The 809-nt window shown below is 60.7% G+C and carries 1 rRNA gene; it reads left to right on the top strand.

Going from position 1 to position 809, the window contains the following annotated elements:
• Nucleotides 1–288: 288 nt before the first annotated feature.
• Nucleotides 289–809: ribosomal RNA gene (locus tag Tsedi_RS12110) — 16S ribosomal RNA — on the top strand; the annotation flags it as partial.

The raw sequence follows: 809 nt of genomic DNA, 5'->3' as shown, positions 1-809 counted from the left end.
CTCTGCTGATCGCGGCAGGGTTTGTTTGAGAGGATCGTTAACAAGCAACAGCCGATAAGCGTGGGCAGGCGCGGTGCGAGCCGTGGTCTGTGCTCTGTGGTGGGTTTGCGGGGACTGCCTGTTGGGTGGTTGGCTGCGGGCGGCTGCGGGGTGTGGGCTGTGGTGTGGTGTATCGCGCATGCCTGTCGCTCGAGAACGGGTCCGAAGGCGTCTGGTCTGGGTCTTGCCGTGAGGTGAGGCTGGGGCTGGGTGCTGGAGGCGTCTTGAGTGCAAGCCTTGCAAGGATTTGAACGATAGAGTTTGATCCTGGCTCAGATTGAACGCTGGCGGCATGCCTTACACATGCAAGTCGAACGGCAGCACGGGGGCAACCCTGGTGGCGAGTGGCGAACGGGTGAGTAATGCATCGGAACGTGCCCGGTCGTGGGGGATAACGCAGCGAAAGCTGTGCTAATACCGCATACGATCTGAGGATGAAAGCGGGGGACCCGATGAGGGCCTCGCGCGGTCGGAGCGGCCGATGTCGGATTAGCTAGTTGGTGGGGTAAAGGCCTACCAAGGCGACGATCCGTAGCTGGTCTGAGAGGACGGCCAGCCACACTGGGACTGAGACACGGCCCAGACTCCTACGGGAGGCAGCAGTGGGGAATTTTGGACAATGGGCGAAAGCCTGATCCAGCAATGCCGCGTGCGGGAAGAAGGCCTTCGGGTTGTAAACCGCTTTTGGCAGGAACGAAAGGCCCTGGGCTAATACCCTAGGGTGATGACGGTACCTGCAGAATAAGCACCGGCTAACTACGTGCCAGCAG

This window comes from Tepidimonas sediminis (assembly GCF_007556605.1).
GTDB classification, from domain to species: domain Bacteria; phylum Pseudomonadota; class Gammaproteobacteria; order Burkholderiales; family Burkholderiaceae_C; genus Tepidimonas; species Tepidimonas sediminis.
Note: the sequence above shows the minus strand (reverse complement) of the source record. Positions and strands in the feature narration are given on the sequence as shown.